The following is a 19108-nucleotide window of genomic DNA, read 5'->3' as shown; positions in this document are numbered from 1 at the left end:
TTGAGGCGAAACTCGCTATCATCCGCCCCGCCATCCGCACCTATCTGACTAATCCACTTTACAGGCTACCGGCAACTGCGTAACTCCTAATATTTTTGATGGAATAGAAGGTGTTAGGCCGTAGCGCATCCCTGCTTGCGGCAGCGACCAGCTTTGGGAGGCTGAAAAATACTGCCAGAGCACTAAGCTGCCGCCGAGCAACAGAATCGCCAACAAAATGGCGAGGGCGATCTTGAAAGGACTGTAGGGCCGCTCGCCTTGCACTTCTCCAGTGCGACCGTTCACCACGAAACGATAGGTTTTGTCACGAAAACGGAAGGCGGATAGCCATATCGGCAGCAAAACGTGCTTATAGCGGATCTCGCCATAACGGGTGTCCAGACCATTAATTCGCTGGTGATCGCCGCCGATATCGTGGGCGATATCCTGCTGGATCGTGGCGGCCATCCGCGCCTGGGCGTATTTGAAGCCGTGTTCCAGGTCCACCTGATACATTTGGCTTTGAAAACCGCTCAGATAATCTTCTTGATAAGGGACAAGATTCGCTAAATCCCAGGGTTCTAGTTGCTGGGTGACCGTTGGGGGTAACGAGCGGCTGGCTAATACCAATACATCGTCGAAAAAGCGGGAAACCTGCCCGGTGACCGGTGTCCAGCGAACCTTGATAATCGTCTGAATCCGTTCAACTTGCTGCCCATTTTCGAGCGCTAGATAGCGCTCTTGCACGGTATAGTTATCACCTCGCTCACCCTGATAGGTGGTGGTGGTCGCGGCGTCATAGGTCCAATAGGGCACATACATTCCCGCCAGGCGACTCTCGTTGCGGGCGTAGTTTTGCAGTCGGTTTGGCGCGAACCACAATCCGCTGAGCCAATTTTGAAATAGCGTCCAGGCTTGCTCGCGTTTCACCTGAAAGGGCAGCAAGGCTTGCACTGGAAGCTGGCGATGCTGGCGAGTCTTAGCGACCACCGGTGCGCCGCAAAAGGGACATTGGCCGGCATGGGTCGCCGCATCGAAGCGATAAGAGGCGCCGCAGGAAACGCAATCCATAGCGATCTCTTCCTGTGTTGGCGTGCTGCTAGCCGACGCCTTCAGCATTTGTCGAAAATCCTCTTCCAAGATCCGGGTGGTAGAGCGCGTGATCTGGTTTTGATGGCCGCAATGCTCGCAACGCAGGGTATCGGTACCAGGTGCAAATTCGAGAGATGCGCCGCATTGCGTGCAGGGAAAGCGGCGCGGTTCAAGAGAGGGTGCCGAAGAGGAGAATTCAGGCGCTTGCATGGTTGGGTTTTCCGGCGAAGGGTTGAAAAAATTGAGACTGGTCGTCCTAATCTCTGAGGCCGTTGGGAGCGTCAGATGACCGATAGTGCTCGACGGAATGCCAAGGTAGCTAGAAAAAATGACCGATCATTGCTGGTTAGCTCAATAGTTGGGAGTAGCTCGGCGGCAAACCATGAACGCACAGGCTGGTGCCGGTTCGGCCGAACTCGCTGAGTATTGGTAATATGCGCTCTCGAACGAGATTTGGGGGAAAGCGTCAATGGGTGGAACAAGCGGGCAAGAGAGTGGTTTCGATAGCGCGCTCAAGGCTGTGCGTCGTTACTTGCTGGAAAAGGGTAATCGGTTTGACCGAGGCCCGTCTTACGAGGGGAACGGTGAAGTCTTGGCCAGCGTCAGCCAAGCGGTGCGGATGTATGAGACATTGGGCTATACCAAGTTGATGGAGTTCGGTCATCCGCCAACTTACGCAGTGCTGGAAAGAGGTCATCGGGAAGTGCATATTTTCCAACCACAAGACCCAAAAATTAAAGACTGGTTGGAGAATGATCAAGCGACGTTGAATGATCCGCCAATCCGTGCCTATTTTTTGGAAAAATCAGGGTTGCCGGAGAGCGACTTGCCGGCTCCCAGGACACCACGCCAATTTCATATTAATGAAGTCGATAACGTGTTTATTGTCAGTACGGATGAGCGGGCCTAAGAAATTGCCAAGCACGCCTTAAGTTTCCCTTAAGCGATATCAGCCACATTACTGCGCCATGAGGGTTCCGAGCGGCCTTGGGCTGGGTCTCGGAATAAAAAATTCACGGTACGAAAGAGGTGGTTGTTATGCAAACGTCGAGAACATTTAACAAAGTCGCGGCGGCAGTCATCCTGAGTTTAGGTAGTGGGGCGTTGGTGACGGGTCTATTGCCACCGGTGCTGGCGCTGGACGCGACCGCGCCCGTCCGAATCGAGATGAGCGTGCCGGATTTTAGCGCATTGGTTCAGCAGAATGCGGTGGCGGTGGTCAATGTGAGCGTCATCGGCAAGAGTACCCCGATTTTGGCGGGGCGCGGTTTGCCGTTCGCCGTACCCGACGATGACCCAGAGAATCCATTTGGCGAATTTTTCAAACGCTTTCCCCAACCTTCGGTACCACAGGCTGGTACAGAGCGGCCGGTTCAGGGATTAGGCTCCGGTTTTATCATTTCTGTTGATGGTTATATCATCACCAACCGGCATGTGGTTGATGGAGCAGATAAAATCACCGTCAAGCTGAATGACAAACGCGAATTTCCAGCCAAAGTGATCGGTAGCGATGCGCAATCCGATATCGCTTTGCTCAAGATTGAGGCCGGCGATTTGCCGACCGTCGCCATCGGCGATGTGGGCAGCCTCAAGGTCGGGCAATGGGTATTCGCCATTGGCGCGCCGTTCGGGCTGGAGCGTACTGCGACCAAGGGTATCGTCAGCGCCCTGGGACGTTCGTTACCGAACGACACGTATGTACCGTTCATTCAAACCGATGTGCCGATCAATCCCGGTAATTCTGGTGGTCCGCTGTTTGATCTGACCGGCAAAGTGGTCGGCATCAACTCGCAAATCTTCAGCCGCAGCGGTGGTTATATGGGTTTGTCGTTCGCAATTCCAGTCGATGTAGCGATGGAGGTTGTTGCCCAGCTTAAGGCCGAGGGTCATGTAACGCGGGGTTGGATGGGAATTACCTTGCAGGAGGTTACTCAGGATTTGGCTCGTTCCTTTAATCTGGAGCAACCGCGTGGGGCCTTAGTCTCCGAGGTGAATGCCGCCGGTCCTGCGGCCAAAGCGGGTTTGCAGGCGGGTGATATCATCATCGCTTACGCTGGGAAACCGATACAGGATAGCGCCGATTTGCCACCGCTCGTGGGTACCACCAAGCCGGGCGTAAACCAGACGCTAACGGTGATCCGCGATGGTAAGGAACGGGAATTAACCGTGAAACTGGGGCAGTTGCCGGACAAGGATGGCAAAGAACAGTTGGTGGATAACACCCCGAATGAGGGTGGGCCGCGCCTGAATGTCGCGGTCGGCGATTCGCCCAATGGCCAGGGTGTGTTGGTGCAACAGGTCGGGCCAGGTGCCGCCGCCGAAGCTGGGGTGAGAGCGGGCGATATTTTGCTTAGCTTGAACAATCAGCCGATCAAAGATGCTGCGCAGTTGCGGCAATTAGTACGAAATCTTCCGCGCGGTAAACGGGTACCGCTATTAGTGAAGCGGGACGGCGGCGCTTTGTATCTGGCGGTGGCGATCCCATCGGCCGAGAAACAGTCGGGTTAAGCGAGCGTGGGTGGACGGTGCCGGGAAGGATGTGCTGTGACGTTTCCCGCGCACCGCCCCGCGTGTTATTTCAACGCCTCAAGGCTGGCCCCAAAATTGATGTGAAAAGGTGCTCCACTCAGCACTAAAGCCGGTACCGACTTGACCCCGACGGCTTCGGCTTCAGCGACCCGCCGCCGGTTTTCTCCCAGATGGACGATTTCCACGTCAAAGCGTTGTGGGTCGAGTGCGCTGGCGACGGTTTGTTCGGCCGCTACACAAACTGGGCAGCCGGCGTGATAGAAAATAGCTTTGCTTTTCATCGCGATCACTCCTTAATGAATTAAAATCTGACTGAAGGGGTCGAACCGAGAGCGGTGGTCGAAGACCTCAGCAAGCCGAGCATGGGTCGGTTAGCGCATTTTGACCAGCGGGCACTTTTTGGTGCCCCAGGCACTTTTTGGTGAAAGTTGTTGATTTGTCGGATGAAAAAAATTTCTCAGGTTCCGTCGGTGTACGCCAGGCTGGAAGATGTGATCGGCTGCAAGTGGTCAGTTTCGGTGTTGCACGCCGTCGGAGCCGGTACCAGACGGCCCGGCGCGCTCGAACGGGAGATTACCGGGATTTCAACCAAGGTGCTTTCAGAGCGCTTGCGGAAATTGACCCACTACGGATTATTAGAACGAGAGGCATTCCCAGAGCTGCCGCCCCGCACCGAGTATGCGCTGACCGAAGCCGGCCGGCGCTTGGTCGAGATTATCGAACAAATCCAACGACTCGACAGCCAATTGCAAACGACGACCCCTGGTGGTCGTGACGCCAAACGGGCTTAATGCCGCTTTTGAGGAGATCTGTAATGAAGCGAGCGGGATTTCTTGCCATCCTGTTGCTGACCCTTCCTGTGCTCGCTGAGCAGCCGGCACCCGCTTTGCGCCCTGATCAGGCCCCGGTCATTGACGTGCGCAGCGCCGAGGAATACCGCGAAGGCCATGTCCGGGATGCGGTTCACATTCCTTACGAGCAAATTGCCGACCGGATTACGGCGACCGTTCCCAATCGTGATACCCGTATCGTCCTGTATTGCCGTAGCGGCCGTCGTGCCGAGATTGCCGAAAAAGCCTTGCGTCGGTTGGGTTATAGCCACGTTGAGAACAAAGGTGGTCTGGAAGACATGCGCCGCGCGGGCTATGTGACCGAGTGATCTGGCACTGAGCGATGCCTTTTCGGGCTGCCACACTTTCAGCATACCGTCGGCAGGGGTTCGGCACAGACTGGATAGCCTAACAAGCGGCTCATCACCTGAGCCGTGTGTTCCGGCGTACCACTGGTGAAATAGCGCGCTGTACCGTTCTGGGCATCGCTTGCCAGCAAACCGGTTGTCTCTAAGCGCCGTCGTAGTTGGCGGGCGACTGCGGCACTCGGATCGAGAATCACGGTATCCTGATGAACCAAGCACTGGATCAGTGGCGCGAGAAACGGGTAATGCGTGCAACCCAGCACCAGGGTATCAGCGCCTTGTTCCAGCAGAGGCGCTAGAAATTTTTCCAAAAGGGCTTGCGGCTGGGGGCCGCTCAATTCCCCGTTTTCCACACAATCCGCCAGGCCGGGGCAGGGTTGCACGATCACCCGCGCCTGGTGGCCGTGTTGATCGAGTAATGCAGCAAATTTATCGCTGCGTACCGTGTTGCCCGTGGCCAAAACTCCGACCACCCCGGAACGGGTTGCAGCTACCGCCGGTTTGAGCGCTGGCTCGACGCCGATAATAGGAATATCGAAGCGTTCACGTAGCCGGGTAATCGCCGCTGCGGTCGCGGTGTTGCAAGCGACCACCACTGCCTTAGCGCCCTGATCCAACAGAAATTTAGTGATGATAAACGCTCGGCGAGTGATGAATTCGTCTGCTTTATTACCGTAGGGCGCGTGACCGGAATCGGCGACATACACGAATGCCTCGTGCGGGAGATCGGCGCGAATCCGTCGCAATACCGACAGACCGCCCACGCCAGAATCAAAGACGCCGATGGGCTTACCGCGCTCCATGTCGGTGAACCGGTCCGCCGTATGAGTTAGGTGGTCGAAATACCGGGCGCGAATAAGCGTGCGATCCGTTCTTGAATTGCTACGGCTGCCGCGTGCGGGTCGGCCGCTTGGCGGATCGGGCGACCGACGACGATGTAATCAGCGCCGCTTAGAAAAGCGTCCTCCACATCCATTGTCCGCTTCTGGTCATCCGTCGGACGGTTCAAGACCGGGCGGATGCCAGGGGTAATGATCAGCAGCTTTTCGCCGAGATTGGCCCGTAACTCGGCCGCCTCCAAACCGGAGGAAATCACGCCGCGACAACCGATAGCCAACGCCCGACGCGCGCGTGACAGCACCAGGGTTTTCGGGTCGCAGGCGAAACCCAAATCATCGAGATCGGCTTGATCAAGGCTGGTCAAGGCGGTAACAGCGAGGATGCCTAAATCGCCGCCGATCTCTTGCGCCGCTTCGACCGCCGCTTTGAGGATGGCATCATTGCCGTGGACGGTAGTGAAGGTGGCGCCGTAGGGTTTAAGCTGGCGCACGGCGGAGCGCACCGTTTCTGGCACATCGAAGAATTTGAGATCAACAAACACCTTTTTATCACGCGCCCGCAACCCGTCGATCAGCTCGAAATAGCCGCCGGCCATGAACATCTCCAGGCCGATCTTATAAAAGCAAACCGCATCGCCTAACGTTTCCACCAGGTGCCGAGCTGTCGTCGGATTGGGTACGTCCAGAGCAAAAATCAGGCGTTCGGCGGGTGGAATGGCTTTGCTGGCAAGCGGCTTTGTGGAGGTCATCGGGCGATCCGCGCTAAAGGGCAAGAAGGTCAACGCATGGCAGTGATTCTAGCGCGACCGGTCATTTGGCGACAGGGCCATATCGGCAATGGTCCCCGCTAGCCGACCGTTCCCGAAGCGATTATTGGGTGACTTGGCGCCATTCGCGCTCGTAATAATGCACCAGGATTTGGTTATTGAGCCGATTGATCTCGCTATCAACCGGCCCCATGTCGGGCGGAAACTGAAACAACGGCGCAGTGGTGTCGGGAGTCAAGAAACGTAAACCGGCTGGATAGTGAGCGGGTGGTTGCCGGGGCTGGCGAGTCGCCAATGCAAAGCCCCATTCGCCAAAGGCCGGTATATAGGCGTGATAGGGCGCCACCCGCAAGCCGACACTTTCCAGCGTACGGACGATGCACCAGAATGATTGCCGGGCGTAAAGCGGTGAAGTGGTCTGCACCGTGACCGCACCATTCGCGGCCAGATGCTTTTCGAGCAAGCGGTAGAAGGTGTTGGTGTAAAGCTTGCCCAGCGAATAATTGCTCGGATCAGGAAAATCTACCACGATGAAGTCGAACATGTCCGCATTTTGCGCCAGCCATTTGAAGGCATCCTGATTGATGATCTGCACCTTTGGGGATTGCAGAGCGTTGTCGTTCAATGGGGTCAGTAAGGGGTGATTGGCGAACAGTCGGGTCATGTCCGAATCGAGATCAACCAGGGTGATCGACTCAATGCTGTCGTAGCGGAGGATTTCGCGCACTGCCAAGCCATCGCCGCCGCCTAACACCAATACCCGACGTGCTCCGGGCAACGCGCCCAGGCCGGGATGCACCAGCGCCTCGTGGTAGCGGTATTCGTCGCGGGAGCTAAATTGCAGGTTGTTGTTGAGAAATAGTCGAAAATCGTCCTTCCAGCGGGTGACGACGATCCGTTGATAGGGCGATGTGTGCGCGATGACGATTTCATCGGCATACAGATTTTCTTCGGCTAAGGCGGTGATTCGGTCGGCGGCAATGAAACCGGCCGCCAAGGCGATCAGTGCGGCGAAGCATTGTCCGCGCAGCCAGCCGCCTTGCGGCAGTTGCTGACGAAACAACCGCAAGGCCCAGGCGGCCACCAGGACGTTGAGCAGGCCAAACAGCAGGCTGGTTCGGTTCAAACCCAAATGCGGCGCAAGCAGAATCGGAAATAGCAGTGAAACAGCCAGCGCACCCAGATAATCCAGAGTCAGCACTTGCGACACCAGATCCTTGAAAGCGAACTGCTGCTTGAGGATACGCATGACCAGGGGAATTTCCAGGCCGACTAAAATGCCGACGACCAGAACCAGCACGTACAGGGCCAGCCGGAACAGGCCACCCCAGGCGAAGATCAAAAACAGCATTGGTGCGGAGAAACCGCCCAGAATGCCTACTGCGAGTTCGATTTGAATGAAGCGGGTTATTAGGTTGCGAACGACATAACGCGATAGCCAGGAACCAATCCCCATCGCAAACAGGTAGGTGCCAATGACGGTGGAAAATTGGGTGACTGAATCGCCCAGTAAATAACTGGCCAATGTCCCCGCGATCAGTTCATAAACCAGCCCACAGGAGGCAATGATAAAAACTGAGACAAGAAGGGCGTGGGTCACGGGGTTAATGCAATCCCTAAGCGGTGCAAATGTGGGCAGAGATTGAGGTTAAAAATGACGGATTCAAAAAGCATTTCCAGCAGTGAAGACATTATCGCGTTCTGGTTTGCGGAGCCAAACCAGTCCCTGTGGTTCAATTCTACGCCAGAATTCGATCAACACTTGCGTGAGCGATTTTTGACCACCTATCGTGCAGCGGCGGATGGGCAACTGTTAGCGTGGGAACAAAGCTCTGTCGGTGCGTTGGCGTTGGCGATTGTACTCGATCAGTTTCCACTCAACATGTTTCGCGGCCAACCGGAAAGCTTCGCCACCGAGGCCGCTGCGCGCACGGTCGCGGATCGCGCGATGGTGCGTGGTTTTGATCAGGAGTTGGCGCCGACCCAGCGTCTTTTTCTCTATCTGCCGTTCATGCACAGCGAAAAGCTGGCTGATCAGACCCGCTCGGTACAACTTTTCGAGTCATTGGGATTGGAAGACAGCGCGCGTTTCGCTCGTCATCATCACAATCTCATCGTTCGGTTTGGCCGATTTCCACACCGTAACGCGATTTTGGGTCGGGAAAGTACACCCGAAGAACTCGCTTATTTGGCTTCGCCAGAAGCATTCCATGGCTGAGTTTCTTTGAAGAACTTTGGAGTTTTGCTGTCCATTCTCGTTTATGACGTTTTTATATCATCATCTTATTGCCAAACACATCTCTCCTACCACAAGAAGGAGCAGGGATATCGGTCGTTGCCGACTACGGTTATCATGTATCCACGTTTTTCCAGATACTAAACCGCCCGCTTTTTCAGAGTCACAGATAACCCAGCCGGATGAATTCTCGATGCAACCTATATTGAAATCCGCCAAGCTCGCAAACGTTTGCTACGACATTCGGGGTCCGGTGCTGGCACGCGCCAAACAAATGGAAGATGAAGGCCAGCGGATCACCAAGCTCAACATCGGTAACCCGGCACCATTCGGCTTTTTGGCTCCCGAAGAACTGGTGCAGGATGTCATTCACAACCTGCCAGATGCTTCCGGTTATTGCGATTCGAAAGGGCTTTTTGCCGCGCGCAAGGCGGTGATGCACTACACCCAGCAGAAAGCGATTCCAGGCGTGCAGGTCGATGATATCTATATCGGCAATGGTGTGTCCGAGCTGATCGTGATGGCTTTGCAGGCTTTGCTTAATACCGGCGATGAGGTGTTGATTCCGGCCCCGGACTACCCATTGTGGACGGCAGCGGTGAGCCTATCGAGCGGTACGCCGCGCCATTATTTATGCGACGAGCAAGCCAACTGGTTGCCCGATTTGGATGATATTCGAGGCAAGATCACCCCAGCCACACGCGCCATTGTGATTATCAATCCTAATAATCCGACCGGTGCGCTGTACCCCGTGGATCTGTTGCAGGATATTCTGGAAATCGCGCGTCAGCATCAGTTAATCGTGTATGCCGATGAAATTTACGACAAAGTGCTATACGACGGTGGCCAACATACCTCAATCGCTTCACTGGCGGAGGATGTGCTGTGCCTGACGTTCAATGGTCTGTCCAAGAATTACCGAGCCTGCGGCTATCGGGCCGGCTGGGTGGTAGTGTCAGGCGAGAAAACCCACGCCCAAGATTATATCGAGGGCCTGACCATGCTAGCCTCAATGCGGCTGTGCGCTAATGTGCCGGCGCAACATGCGATCCAGACCGCGCTGGGCGGTTATCAGAGTATTGATGATCTGGTGCTGCCAACCGGCCGACTGGGCAAGCAGCGCGATGTGGCGTTTAATCTGCTCACCGCCATTCCCGGTGTCAGTTGCGTCAAGCCGCGCGCTGCGCTGTACATGTTCCCCCGACTGGATCAAAAGCTTTATCCCATCGTTGATGACCAGCAGTTCGTGCTGGATTTTTTGTTGGAAGAAAAAGTGTTGCTGGTGCAGGGCAGCGGTTTCAACTGGCCCCATCCCGATCATCTGCGTGTCGTATTCTTACCGCATGAGGACGATTTAACCGATGCCATCGGACGCCTTGGGCGTTTTTTGGAGCGTTACCGGAAGCGCCATAGCCTGTGAGTGTTTTTAAGGCTGCCTAGTGTAATTCACGACTTTGAGATTCCTGGGGCCGTTGGCCCCAGTTGGAGCCTATTCCGCATCCTGCGGAATATCCATAAGACAGCGTTCAATTGATGACTTGGCCGTAAACATCTTTTTCAAACTGTTCTCCCTCCTCATCAGGGAAGTCAATACCATCAAGGTTATCAGCCCAGTGGACGAGTTCATGAAGTAAGGTTACCCCAACCAAATAAACTTGCTTATTATATTTAGTTTTGCGTAGTCCGTGACCTGCCTCAAACTCTTCAACGATTTTGGTATGAATATTGATTTCATCGGGATCGACAGAAGCGTTGAATTCTCCGATCGCACCAACCAAGGTTTTAATGGTGATATGGGGTTCATTACCCCATTTCAATGCCCGCTTTAGAGTCGTTCGATCAATTTGACCGTATTTTTGGAAAGCCGCAACGATGGATTTGACATCGACGACCTTGGGTAAGGCATAGCGGACGTATTGAGTAAATTTGGGATATTGGGTTTGATCTGCGTTGGTCATTTTCATTGTAATCTCCAAGGAAGTAGGGATCTAATGTTCGGCGACATTGATGTGGTTTAAGCGCCAGTCATTTTTATCTTTATTAAATATTGCCGAACCTCGGATTCCTTCGACTGGAAAGGCGAAGGCAATTTGGGCACGTTCAGTTTCAACGAGGAACTCGGTAATATCGAGTGCGTTTGGGCCGCTGGCGATTTGAATCGCCTCACCATCAACTACGACCGCTTTTGGATTAATGGTGATGTGAGTATGATTATTAATTTGCAGTGGCTTGCGCTGGGGCCTGACATCGAAATGGTAATATTGGCTCAATTGTGGGGTATTGAGCAAAATTTGCAGGATCGTTTCTGCATCACCCGTTGCACTTGCCATGGCTACTGTATTAATCATTAAGAGCGCTCCTATTAAGAAGTTATGTCGTATCATAGTTTCACCATGCATCTTACTTCGGTGCTTATCAGTACTAGCATTCATGGAAACCGCTTCACCCGTTCGCTTTTAAGAGCCTTAACATAGGCCAAGAAAAGCAAGTATTGTTCCAAAGTAGAAAACCTGCATAACTATCAGTATATAAAGATAATTATTAAAGAGGGTTCTCAGAAATCAATGAGCAAATGATATCGCAAAGTGGGCTGATAGCCAATTTGGCCTGAGTCGGCTCATTTTGATCTGGTGCATTCTGATAGGGTAAACCGTGATCCTAGCCATTCGATTATAAAAAACGCCTGGCGGTCAACTAACTGAAGGCACGTTTTCTACAATTTTCCCTAGGTTTTCCAGATTTTTATGGGGATATAATCTGAACCTCCGTCGCAGTAGGGCCTGGCTTCTTAGCGATCTTTCCATAAATTAACCAGAACGCTTCTCTCCACTCTTTTACCTAAAGGAAATCACTATGACTACTCCAATCAGCCGTTATCCTATCCCCACCCTGGACCAACTGCCTGAAGATGTCCGTGATCGAATTCTGGCGGTGCAGGAGCAAACCGGTTTTGTCCCTAACGTGTTTTTGGGACTTGCCCATCGTCCCGACGAATTTCGTGCATTTTTCGCTTACCACGACGCTCTTATGGAGAAGGAAAGCGGGCTGAGTAAAGCTGAGCGGGAAATGATTGTGGTTGCGACTTCGGGCACTAACCAGTGCCATTATTGCGTGGTTGCACACGGTGCCATCTTACGGGTTCGTGCTAAAAATCCGTTGATCGCGGACCAAGTGGCTATCAACTACCGCAAGGCCGATCTGACACCACGTCAAAAGGCCATGCTCGATTTCGCCTTGAAAGTCGCCAAGGAAGCCTACGCGGTGAATGACGCTGATTTTGAAGCATTGCGCGCTCATGAGTTTACCGACCAGGATATTTGGGATATCGGGGCCATCGCGGCATTTTTTGCCATGTCCAATCGTCTGGCAAATATGATGAGCCTGCGCCCAAATGACGAATTTTATCTGCTGGGTCGAATTCCCAAGAAAAAATGATCCTGGCTGATTGAGTGAGTTGACGCAGGATCTGGCACCAGGTTAATGAAGCGACACGGCCTGGAGAAACGCGATGGAAACCGTCGATACCGTCGTGGTCGGTGCCGGCGTGGTTGGCCTGGCCGTGGCCCGTGCGTTGGCGCAAACTGGGCGTGAAGTCCTTATTTTAGAAGCAGATGAGCGCTTTGGTGCACAGACCTCAGCGCGCAACTCCGAAGTGATCCATGCCGGCCTCTACTACCCGCCAGGTTCACTGAAAGCGCGCTTGTGCGTACAGGGTAAGGCACTGCTTTATGGTTACTGTGCCGAACGCGGCATCGCACACCAGCGCATCGGCAAGCTCTTGGTGGCGTGTGATGCCAATGAAGTAGCCGCATTAGCTAGCTATGCCGAACGTGCCGCTGCAAATGGCGTGATGTTGCGTCCGCTTGATGCCGCTCAGATCAGCCAGCTTGAACCCGCTGTGCGGGCGGTGGCCGGTTTGTACTCCGAATCGACCGGTATCTTGGATAGCCATGCGTTGATGCTGACCCTGCTGGCCGATGCCGAGCGGGCTGGTGCGACGCTGGTGACCCGCGCTCCTGTCGTAGCCGGCACGGTCGATGCTGATGGAATCACCCTGTGCATTGGCGGTGCGGAACCCTACGAGTTGCGTTGTCGTCAGTTGGTCAACTCGGCCGGCTTGGGTGCGCAGTCCCTGGCGCGATTTTTAGTGGGGTTGCCGCCCGAACGGATACCACCGACGTTCTACGCGAAAGGGCATTATTTTCTGTTCAATGGGCGGTCGCCGTTCCGGCATTTGGTCTATCCGATGCCGGATGCAGCAGGACTAGGGATTCACGTTACCTTGGATCTTGGCGGGCAATGCAAGTTTGGGCCGGATGTGAGTGGCTGGCCGGTGATGGTCGATTACCGCTTCGAAACCGGACTTGAAGAAAAATTTTACCGAGCGATCCGCCGCTATTACCCGGATTTAGCCGACGGTATGTTGCGGCCAGGCTATACCGGTATCCGGCCTAAAATCACCGGCCCAGCGCAAGCGGCGGGCGATTTCGTTATTCAAGGGCCGGCCGTCCATGGGGTAACGGGTTTGGTCAACCTGTTCGGCATCGAATCACCGGGTTTAACTGCCGCTCTGGCCATCGCGCGCGAGGTGGTGAAGCGTCTGGAAGCACCGAGCCGGTAAAACGAGCAGGCCAAGGAATCTAAATCGGGGAAGGCCGCCCTCCGTTTGCAGGAACCGCTCAAGAACCCGACATCAGCCGATCTGATCACTTGACCTTACGGCACAACTGCTCTATCTTTAGCGTACATTTGTACGCTAAAGCTTAACCATGCCTAAACAACCCGATGACCAGGCTTATCTGGCCCGACTGCAAGAGTATTACGCTCGCTGGCGCACCGTGCCTGCTTATGGCCCGCTGCGGAGCGTTTTGCGGCTCAGCTCGCGTGATGGTGTGGCCAAAGTGTTGGAGCGGCTCAGAAGCGCCGGCTATCTGGAGCGCACACCGGCTAACCGCTGGGCGCCGACCGAGCGGTTTTTCGAGCGGGGTTTGGCGGAAGCGGCCGTCCCAGCCGGTTTGCCGGCCCCGACCCACGATGGCGGCGAAGCCCATTCCATTGATGCCTACCTGGTGCGCCATCCATCGCGCACCACCCTCATACCGGTGACCGGCGATTCGATGATCAACGCCGGCATCCACGAGGGCGACATCGCGGTGGTGGAGCGAGATACGCCGGCCCGACCTGGCGATCTCGTGGTGGCAGCGCTCAACAACGAGCTGACGCTCAAAACATTGGCGGTGGAAAACGGTACGCTGGTTCTGCAACCGGCCAACCCCCGCTATCCGGTTATCCATCCCGGCGACCATCTGGAGATTTTCGGTGTGGTCATCGGCCTTGTTCGCTCGTATCGCTCTCCCCGGAGGTAACTGCTCATGTTGGCTCTCGTTCCCGGAACGCCCATCGGCCGCACGTCTCGGCCCCGGCCCACCCATGGTTTGAAGGCGGAACAGTCCGCAGGGTTGCCGTTACTGATCGACCTGTCAGCCGATATGGCCACGCTTGTTGATGAGCCGGCCGAGTACTGGCCAGACCTGGATACTCATCTGATCCGCAATGCGGAGGCGACCTTCCTGGTCAAGATCCGTGGCGATAGCCTGCGAGCAGCGGGGTTGCGCGATGGCGATCTGGTGATCATGGATCGCACCACACCTCCGCTGGCGGGTAGCGTGGTGGCGGTAGCTGTCGCGGGCAAGATTGCGCTACGGTGCCTGGGCCGCGATGCAACCGGCCGGCTGATGCTGGAACCAGGGGCCGATCAACCCGCTGGACCCGTGTGTGCGCCTCTATCCTTGGCGGAATGCGAAATTTGGGGCGTCGCGCGCTGGGTGGTTCAGCGGCTTTGGCCGAAACGGGATCAGGAAGCGGCAAGTGATGGAGCGTCTCTTGCGGTTTCGCCGGGCAGCGGTGCGCTAGCTGTCGGTTAAACAGAGGCGCATAGATCGCATTCCGATCATCGCATCGATTCTCTTAGCTTGAACTGTTTGCCACGGTTACCAGGCGATTTCCTGATCGTTCGGCGAGGAGTCCATCAATCAGGCTGAACCACTGCTGCGAAATCGTGGCGGTTGAAAAACGGACGCCGATATCCTCCACAGCGGCCGCACTCATGCGCTGCCAGAGTTGAGGATCGGTGATGAGAGTACTCACCGCTTCACTGAAGGCATAGTCGTCGTCTTGAATCAAAAAACCATCGATCCCGTGGCGCACGATTTCCCGAGGCCCGGTTGGGCAGTCGAAGCTGACCACCGGCAATCCAAAGGATTTTGCCTCGATCAATACCATCGGCAACCCTTCTTGGCGTGATCCCATCACGTAAATGGAGGCCCGCCGATACCATGACTCGATACGCTGGGTCGCAGGATGGATGATGACGTGCCCTTCAAGCTGCAACAACTTGAGCAGGGTCGCCAGATAGTCCAAATAGCCCCAGTCGGTGTGACCGCGTTCGCCGCCACCGACAAAAACCAACTGCCAGTCGGGATGATCATGCAAGGGTTTTTGCAACGCCCACAGCAGGCGATCCAGCCCTTTGCGGGCGATAAGATGACCGACACAGAGGAGAATTTTCTCGCGTTGCGTGCCCGCTGAGGGGGATGGTAGCGGTGCGGCGTTGGGGATCACTCGGACAGTGCGGGCCAGTTGCGCCAACGCGGGCCGGTCGGCTTCGGTCAGGCCCACCACCACATCAAGCCGGGGATAGCTCAACCGGCGCATGGCACGCCAGAAACGCGGTGCCTCCTCATAGGCGATATGCTCGCAACCGATTTTGAGCACGGAACGGGGTAGCGCCAAGGCGGTAATACACGCGAAGTCGTACCAGATTGCCAGCACGATATCGATGCGCTGCTCGCGCACGTAGCGGTGCAGCGCAAGCCCGATAGACGCCATCTCCGCCAAATAAGGTAGCCGGCCACGCGCCCGGCGTAGGCAGTTTAGGCTTGTGAGCTGAAGATTAGGGTCATGGAACACTGGCTTGTGCAACGGCTCGACCGACAGTAAGCGGGCGTCGTAACGCTCACTCAGTTCCCGTACCAGATTGACCGCGACCCGCTGAATGCCGCCGGAGGCGTTCATGTCATTGAGCAACACAGCCAAACGTAGCCGGTGGGTGCTAGTCACCGGCGCGTGCTCAGCCGCGATCAACATGAGAGAAGGTCACGATGCTGCGGGAGCTATGCCACATGTCGTAGTGGAAATTTTGCGCTGAGAGCTGGTCGAACAGCCGCTTAACACCCCGGCGGCCGATGGTGGGTTGATGGACTTCCAGCATGATTTTTCTGACCCCGGTCAGATCGATCCCTTCAAACAGGCCATCTTCACCTCCTTCGATATCGACAATCAGCATGGTGGGACGGATTTCCGCCAGGCGTTGCTGAAATGACGTGGTTTTCACTTTGACGGGTTTACCGAGGAAACTGTGCGTCCCCGATGCCCAAAAGTCCTCATGAACGTAGAAATCAATTTCGCCCGATTCCTTGGCCAGCACTTCGTGATACAGCGTGACCTGTACATTATTGAGTTTATGGGTTAACCGAATGACATCAATCAAGGCCGGGTTCGCCTCGACCGAATAGACCGCCTTGGTATGCGGGTTCTTAGCGCAGTAGGTCGAAATGAAGCCACAACCGGCGCCGATTTCCAGAATCACCTCATCGGTTTGGATCAGGGCATCGAGTTCGCCCGCCTCACTCGCCTCATAAGTGCCGACCCGGATGGCCTGGATGATCTGTTCGGAAAATACCTTCGGGATGATCGGGATGATCACGCCCCGATGTTCTACCTCTTCCACTGGCGTGAGATGGGTGGGTTCTTTATCGACGGGTGGGGGAGCACTGGGCTTGGTGGTGGTATCGGTCGATATGCCGAGGGCCTTTTGCAAGCGCGAGAGTAATGCTGGCCCGGCCTTGGCGTGGGCCACCCCTGCCACTTCCACAGCCGGATCGATTAGCTGGTAATGGAGGTGATTCTCGAAGCCGTTGGTCAGATGCGGGGAGAGCATCTCCGGCCAGGCGACCAGCGCGGCGATTTTGGCCTTGAGATCCTGGACAAGGGCGCTGACGTGCGGATCGACCGGGGGCGCTTCGGTTTTTCGGTCAACATCGCGCCGTTGCCAAAACGCATCGTGGTAATCCGATTGGATGGGAAAGGCCGCCTGCGGGCGATGCTCGACTTTGCGGGCCAAAATCCCCATCTGGACCGGTTCACCGTTGACCAGTTCCACCCGATTGCCGATTTGACGTGGTTCGCTCACCCGAAACCAGTACGGCAGATTACGGTACAGGATCATGTAGATCTCAATATCCGTAAAACCGTTTTTGGCGAGGTAGCCGAAGAACGCCTCTGGGGCAAATTGATAAAACCCGTGCCCCATGAAATTGTTGGCGGTGGTGATGCTGAGCAAATGGCCGCCGTCTGCGAGCAGATCAGTAGCGTTTTTTAAGGCCCCAGGAAAGTTGAAGACATGCTCCAGCGAGCCAAAATCAACCACGCACGTATATTGGCGTTGTAGCTCTGCCGGGATCGGGTCATTGAGGTTGTGAATGATGCTCGCCCCTTCGTAACCGGAGGCGTCGATGCTGTCTACCTTGGTAGCGCCAAGCTGTTTGAAGAGGTTTTCTGAGTACGCATGGTGCAGCATGGTATGGACTTCGGCGTCGGTTACCGGTGAACCGAAACGCTCGAACATGCTATGCAGGGTGCCTGCATCAAGATAGTGATTCTGCCGTCCCAGCATCACGGTGCGGTCGAAACTGACCCCCTTGCCTTTGCCGAAAAGTGAAAACTGCAAACCCTGATAACCGACACCCATCCGAATACCCCCAAAGAAACGATCAATTGAATTTGTCTCGAAGCGACCCGCAGCCTGTGACCGGCAAAACGGCGGCGCGGTTCACGAGCGCCAGAGGATGCTAGCGTGCGTGAAGTATGCTCTCAAAAGTTCAGTATCGCAGCTTGCCAGATGTACCGGCCAACGCGCCAGGGCCTCGCGCCATCGCCCGGCGCGCACCAATTGTCGTTGGTGACGCACACACGCCAGCGCGATCCGGCGCGTGAGTGCTTGGTCATGTCGGTCTATCCGTTTGCAGATCGCCTCAAGGTAAGCGGAACCCCGACGACGTAGGCTGCCGCCGTTGTCCACGAAGGCAGCGGCCGTCAGCGCATGGAGTCGTAAGACAGCGGTGGAATCCATGCTAGAGAATCGATATCGCCAACCCCTCAAGGTTTGCTGATCGGCCAACGGATCGGCCGCACCCTTTCGGCGCCACTGATGCGACAGCAACGCGAGTGCGGCGCGGCGCGCTTGACGCAGTGCATAACGGATTGAAACTTGGCTATTGTGCTGCCGCCACAGGAGCCACGGCTCCCGCAAATTATCTAGCTCCGTGATTTCTGACAGGCGCAGCCACAAGTCGTAATCCTCGGCGCCATCGAACTGTGGCCGATAACCGCCGACTGCAAGCAAAGGCTCACGCCGTAACATCACGGTCGGGTGGATTAGGGCGCAACTGATTCCTAAAGCAGCGTGGACGCGGTGCGGGCCGGTAGGCACTCTGATCTGGCCGCTGCGAATACCAGCAGGATCGATGCGCAGTGCTTGTGTGCCAAGGACGCCGATTTCAGGGTGTCGATCCAGATAATGGCACTGGGCGGCAAGCCGACCGGGGAGGGCGATATCGTCAGCGTCCATGCGGGCGATGTAACGGCCGCGTGCGTGTACCAAACCGAGATTTAATGCGTGTGAAAGACCATCTCCCTGACCGGCGACGATCCGCAAGCCGTCGTGCAGAGCGGCATAGCGGCGTAGGATCGTAGGCGTTTCATCACGACTACCGTCATCAATGGCGATGATTTCGTGGGAGATATTGGCTTGGCCGATCAGGCTATCCAGGGCCAGGGCGAGGAAACGCGCGCCGTTGCGCACTGGCAGGAGCACGGAGACCGTGGGTGGTGGCACTGGCTCGTTACTCCTCAAGTCAGATCAGCCGATCCATTGATCAATGGCAGTCGGGGATATGGCTTCAAAAGTTACTTGTTTTGCCGGTTGGCTAAGCATTACGCATTGTCGCTGATGGTGTGCGTGTAAACGATCATTTCATGATGACCGAGCGGTATGGCATCTTTTTTGTATAAGCTGGACGATCAAGAGATTCGGCATTAACCATCTGAATCCCAGCTATCCCTCAGCAGTCCTAACGCCAACAATCCTGGAGGTGGTGCCATGGCAAGCAAAGACCCGTTCGATACCCTTAAATCAATGCGCGAAATACAAAACAAGGCTCGAGGTGGACCCAAGCCTACCAGTCCGAATTATTGTCTTGGCGCAGCAAAATTTGTTGCTGGAAAGCTGATTGGTCTCTTTAAGGAAAAAAGTCATAGGAGTTACGCAGTTGCCGGTAGCCTGTAAAGTGGATTAGTCAGATAGGTGCGGATGGCGGGGCGGATGATAGCGAGTTTCGCCTCAAACCAGCTG

Annotated in this window: 19 protein-coding genes and 1 pseudogene; 10 read left to right on the top strand and 10 right to left on the bottom strand. The window is 55.5% G+C overall.

Annotation, left to right across the window (positions count from 1 at the left end; translation table 11 throughout):
• Window positions 1-48: 48 nt before the first annotated feature.
• On the bottom strand, window positions 49-1281 hold the full coding sequence (locus BN873_RS04025) for a TFIIB-type zinc ribbon-containing protein (RefSeq protein WP_053085230.1): 1233 nt from the start codon (window positions 1279-1281) through the stop codon (window positions 49-51).
• A 259-nt stretch (window positions 1282-1540) separates the two neighbouring features.
• Between BN873_RS04025 and BN873_RS04020 the strand changes: the two genes are divergently transcribed.
• Window positions 1541-1981: a hypothetical protein gene (locus BN873_RS04020; protein ID WP_048670889.1), complete on the top strand. Its 441-nt coding sequence runs from the start codon at window positions 1541-1543 to the stop codon at window positions 1979-1981.
• Window positions 1982-2109: 128 nt separating this feature from the next.
• Window positions 2110-3579 (top strand): DegQ family serine endoprotease, encoded by a 1470-nt coding sequence (locus BN873_RS04015; protein ID WP_082161084.1) that lies wholly within the window; start codon window positions 2110-2112, stop codon window positions 3577-3579.
• 65 nt (window positions 3580-3644) lie between these two features.
• Here the strand turns inward: BN873_RS04015 and BN873_RS04010 are convergent, their stop codons facing one another.
• A complete protein-coding gene (locus BN873_RS04010) occupies window positions 3645-3881 on the bottom strand; it encodes a thioredoxin domain-containing protein (RefSeq protein ID WP_048670886.1) in 237 nt (78 codons plus the stop codon).
• Between the two features lie 162 nt (window positions 3882-4043).
• Between BN873_RS04010 and BN873_RS04005 the strand changes: the two genes are divergently transcribed.
• Both BN873_RS04005 and BN873_RS04000 read left to right on the top strand, forming a co-directional pair.
• Complete coding sequence (locus BN873_RS04005) at window positions 4044-4391, top strand: winged helix-turn-helix transcriptional regulator (protein WP_048670885.1); 348 nt, start codon at window positions 4044-4046, stop codon at window positions 4389-4391.
• Window positions 4392-4414: 23 nt separating this feature from the next.
• The gene (locus BN873_RS04000; protein WP_082161083.1) at window positions 4415-4759 is read left to right on the top strand and encodes a rhodanese-like domain-containing protein; all 345 of its coding nucleotides are present in this window, start codon (window positions 4415-4417) and stop codon (window positions 4757-4759) included.
• A 38-nt stretch (window positions 4760-4797) separates the two neighbouring features.
• Here the strand turns inward: BN873_RS04000 and murI are convergent, their stop codons facing one another.
• The 3 genes from murI to BN873_RS03985 all read right to left on the bottom strand — a co-directional run bounded on the left by murI (window position 4798) and on the right by BN873_RS03985 (window position 8001).
• Window positions 4798-5598 (bottom strand): glutamate racemase, encoded by an 801-nt coding sequence (gene murI / locus BN873_RS03995; RefSeq protein ID WP_048670883.1) that lies wholly within the window; start codon window positions 5596-5598, stop codon window positions 4798-4800.
• A 26-nt stretch (window positions 5599-5624) separates the two neighbouring features.
• Entirely contained in the window at window positions 5625-6383 is a 759-nt protein-coding gene (gene pyrF, locus BN873_RS03990; RefSeq protein ID WP_048670882.1) for an orotidine-5'-phosphate decarboxylase, read from the bottom strand.
• A 121-nt stretch (window positions 6384-6504) separates the two neighbouring features.
• Window positions 6505-8001: a polyamine aminopropyltransferase gene (locus tag BN873_RS03985; protein ID WP_048670880.1), complete on the bottom strand. Its 1497-nt coding sequence runs from the start codon at window positions 7999-8001 to the stop codon at window positions 6505-6507.
• Window positions 8002-8055: 54 nt separating this feature from the next.
• Between BN873_RS03985 and BN873_RS03980 the strand changes: the two genes are divergently transcribed.
• On the top strand, window positions 8056-8619 hold the full coding sequence (locus BN873_RS03980; protein ID WP_048670878.1) for a DUF924 family protein: 564 nt from the start codon (window positions 8056-8058) through the stop codon (window positions 8617-8619).
• Between the two features lie 211 nt (window positions 8620-8830).
• Window positions 8831-10057 carry a pyridoxal phosphate-dependent aminotransferase gene (locus BN873_RS03975; protein WP_048670876.1) on the top strand — a complete coding sequence of 409 codons (1227 nt, stop codon included), beginning with the start codon at window positions 8831-8833 and terminating at the stop codon, window positions 10055-10057.
• A 106-nt stretch (window positions 10058-10163) separates the two neighbouring features.
• Here the strand turns inward: BN873_RS03975 and BN873_RS03970 are convergent, their stop codons facing one another.
• Together BN873_RS03970 and BN873_RS03965 are read right to left on the bottom strand one after the other, a co-directional pair.
• Window positions 10164-10601 (bottom strand): hypothetical protein, encoded by a 438-nt coding sequence (locus BN873_RS03970; RefSeq protein ID WP_048670874.1) that lies wholly within the window; start codon window positions 10599-10601, stop codon window positions 10164-10166.
• Window positions 10602-10625: 24 nt separating this feature from the next.
• Window positions 10626-10985, bottom strand: coding sequence for a hypothetical protein (locus BN873_RS03965; protein ID WP_048670872.1), 360 nt, complete (start codon window positions 10983-10985; stop codon window positions 10626-10628).
• Between the two features lie 505 nt (window positions 10986-11490).
• On the opposite strand from BN873_RS03965, the gene BN873_RS03960 reads away from it, so the two are divergent.
• From BN873_RS03960 to BN873_RS03945, 4 genes and pseudogenes are all read left to right on the top strand, one after another.
• Entirely contained in the window at window positions 11491-12072 is a 582-nt protein-coding gene (locus tag BN873_RS03960) for a peroxidase-related enzyme (protein ID WP_048670871.1), read from the top strand.
• Between the two features lie 67 nt (window positions 12073-12139).
• Window positions 12140-13258 (top strand): annotated as a pseudogene (locus tag BN873_RS03955) (NAD(P)/FAD-dependent oxidoreductase); the annotation flags it as partial.
• A gap of 148 nt (window positions 13259-13406) precedes the next feature.
• Complete coding sequence (locus tag BN873_RS03950; protein ID WP_048670865.1) at window positions 13407-14003, top strand: LexA family protein; 597 nt, start codon at window positions 13407-13409, stop codon at window positions 14001-14003.
• Between the two features lie 6 nt (window positions 14004-14009).
• On the top strand, window positions 14010-14561 hold the full coding sequence (locus BN873_RS03945) for a LexA family protein (RefSeq protein WP_048670863.1): 552 nt from the start codon (window positions 14010-14012) through the stop codon (window positions 14559-14561).
• Between the two features lie 43 nt (window positions 14562-14604).
• Here BN873_RS03945 and BN873_RS03940 read toward each other — a convergent pair whose 3' ends face one another.
• The 3 genes from BN873_RS03940 to BN873_RS03930 all read right to left on the bottom strand — a co-directional run bounded on the left by BN873_RS03940 (window position 14605) and on the right by BN873_RS03930 (window position 18592).
• Complete coding sequence (locus BN873_RS03940; protein ID WP_048670861.1) at window positions 14605-15783, bottom strand: glycosyltransferase family 4 protein; 1179 nt, start codon at window positions 15781-15783, stop codon at window positions 14605-14607.
• Window positions 15767-17446 carry an FkbM family methyltransferase gene (locus tag BN873_RS19290; RefSeq protein WP_048670859.1) on the bottom strand — a complete coding sequence of 560 codons (1680 nt, stop codon included), beginning with the start codon at window positions 17444-17446 and terminating at the stop codon, window positions 15767-15769. Before BN873_RS19290 ends, BN873_RS03940 begins: the two co-directional genes overlap by 17 nt.
• 81 nt (window positions 17447-17527) lie before the next feature.
• On the bottom strand, window positions 17528-18592 hold the full coding sequence (locus BN873_RS03930) for a glycosyltransferase (protein WP_048670857.1): 1065 nt from the start codon (window positions 18590-18592) through the stop codon (window positions 17528-17530).
• Between the last annotated feature and the right edge of the window lie 516 nt (window positions 18593-19108).

This window comes from Candidatus Competibacter denitrificans Run_A_D11 (assembly GCF_001051235.1).
GTDB lineage: Bacteria > Pseudomonadota > Gammaproteobacteria > Competibacterales > Competibacteraceae > Competibacter_A > Competibacter_A denitrificans.
This window is presented reverse-complemented; position numbering and strand designations above follow the sequence as displayed.

Excerpts from the sequence above, each read along its gene's own strand:
- BN873_RS04025 (WP_053085230.1), bottom strand. The coding sequence starts at position 1,281 with ATGCAAGCGCCTGAATTCTCCTCTTCGGCACCCTCTCTTGAACCGCGC.
- BN873_RS04020 (WP_048670889.1), top strand. The coding sequence starts at position 1,541 with ATGGGTGGAACAAGCGGGCAAGAGAGTGGTTTCGATAGCGCGCTCAAG.
- BN873_RS04015 (WP_082161084.1), top strand. The coding sequence starts at position 2,110 with ATGCAAACGTCGAGAACATTTAACAAAGTCGCGGCGGCAGTCATCCTG.
- BN873_RS04010 (WP_048670886.1), bottom strand. The coding sequence starts at position 3,881 with ATGAAAAGCAAAGCTATTTTCTATCACGCCGGCTGCCCAGTTTGTGTA.
- BN873_RS04005 (WP_048670885.1), top strand. The coding sequence starts at position 4,044 with ATGAAAAAAATTTCTCAGGTTCCGTCGGTGTACGCCAGGCTGGAAGAT.
- BN873_RS04000 (WP_082161083.1), top strand. The coding sequence starts at position 4,415 with ATGAAGCGAGCGGGATTTCTTGCCATCCTGTTGCTGACCCTTCCTGTG.
- murI (WP_048670883.1), bottom strand. The coding sequence starts at position 5,598 with ATGGAGCGCGGTAAGCCCATCGGCGTCTTTGATTCTGGCGTGGGCGGT.
- pyrF (WP_048670882.1), bottom strand. The coding sequence starts at position 6,383 with ATGACCTCCACAAAGCCGCTTGCCAGCAAAGCCATTCCACCCGCCGAA.
- BN873_RS03980 (WP_048670878.1), top strand. The coding sequence starts at position 8,056 with ATGACGGATTCAAAAAGCATTTCCAGCAGTGAAGACATTATCGCGTTC.
- BN873_RS03975 (WP_048670876.1), top strand. The coding sequence starts at position 8,831 with ATGCAACCTATATTGAAATCCGCCAAGCTCGCAAACGTTTGCTACGAC.
- BN873_RS03970 (WP_048670874.1), bottom strand. The coding sequence starts at position 10,601 with ATGAAAATGACCAACGCAGATCAAACCCAATATCCCAAATTTACTCAA.
- BN873_RS03965 (WP_048670872.1), bottom strand. The coding sequence starts at position 10,985 with ATGATTAATACAGTAGCCATGGCAAGTGCAACGGGTGATGCAGAAACG.
- BN873_RS03960 (WP_048670871.1), top strand. The coding sequence starts at position 11,491 with ATGACTACTCCAATCAGCCGTTATCCTATCCCCACCCTGGACCAACTG.
- BN873_RS03950 (WP_048670865.1), top strand. The coding sequence starts at position 13,407 with ATGCCTAAACAACCCGATGACCAGGCTTATCTGGCCCGACTGCAAGAG.
- BN873_RS03945 (WP_048670863.1), top strand. The coding sequence starts at position 14,010 with ATGTTGGCTCTCGTTCCCGGAACGCCCATCGGCCGCACGTCTCGGCCC.
- BN873_RS03940 (WP_048670861.1), bottom strand. The coding sequence starts at position 15,783 with ATGTTGATCGCGGCTGAGCACGCGCCGGTGACTAGCACCCACCGGCTA.
- BN873_RS19290 (WP_048670859.1), bottom strand. The coding sequence starts at position 17,446 with ATGGGTGTCGGTTATCAGGGTTTGCAGTTTTCACTTTTCGGCAAAGGC.